General features: G+C 45.1%; 1 protein-coding gene. It reads right to left on the reverse strand.

Going from position 1 to position 546, the window contains the following annotated elements:
• Positions 1-104: 104 nt before the first annotated feature.
• On the reverse strand, positions 105-546 hold a 442-nt coding region (locus tag R7E78_RS29690), incomplete at its 5' end, for a 4Fe-4S dicluster domain-containing protein (RefSeq protein ID WP_318059087.1).

Below are 546 nucleotides of genomic sequence, written 5' to 3' on the forward strand. Positions count from 1 at the left end.
TATTGTGGAAGAAGATGAAGCAGGAGTAGAGGTTTAAGTCCTCGATTTTGTTTCATCCTTGAAAGATAGAGCATGATAGACACGGTGCTATCATGCTCTATTGACTACATATTCTGATAATTAGGCCCGCCACCGCCTTCAGGCGTCTTCCACGTAATGTTTTGTGACGGATCTTTTATATCGCACGTTTTACAATGTACGCAGTTCGCGGCGTTGATTTGAAACTTCACTTTCCCATCAATTTCGACCACTTCGTAAACCCCGGCAGGGCAGTAACGCTGGCTTGGCTCATCAAACAACCCGAGGTGCACATCGATGGGGATATGAGGATAAGTCAAAACAAGATGGCACGGTTGGTTTTCTTCATGTTGTGTGCCGGATAAAAACACCGAAGATGGTTTATCAAAGCTGATTTCTCCATCCGGTTTTGGATACTCAATCGGCGGGCATTCATTTTGGGGTTTTAACTGTTCGTGATCGTGGGAATGGTCTTTCACTGTCCACGGTATTGGCTTTTTAATCAGAGGAAGCCACAAGTTGTGCTCG

It is taken from the genome of Vibrio sp. YT-19(2023) (assembly GCF_033337395.1).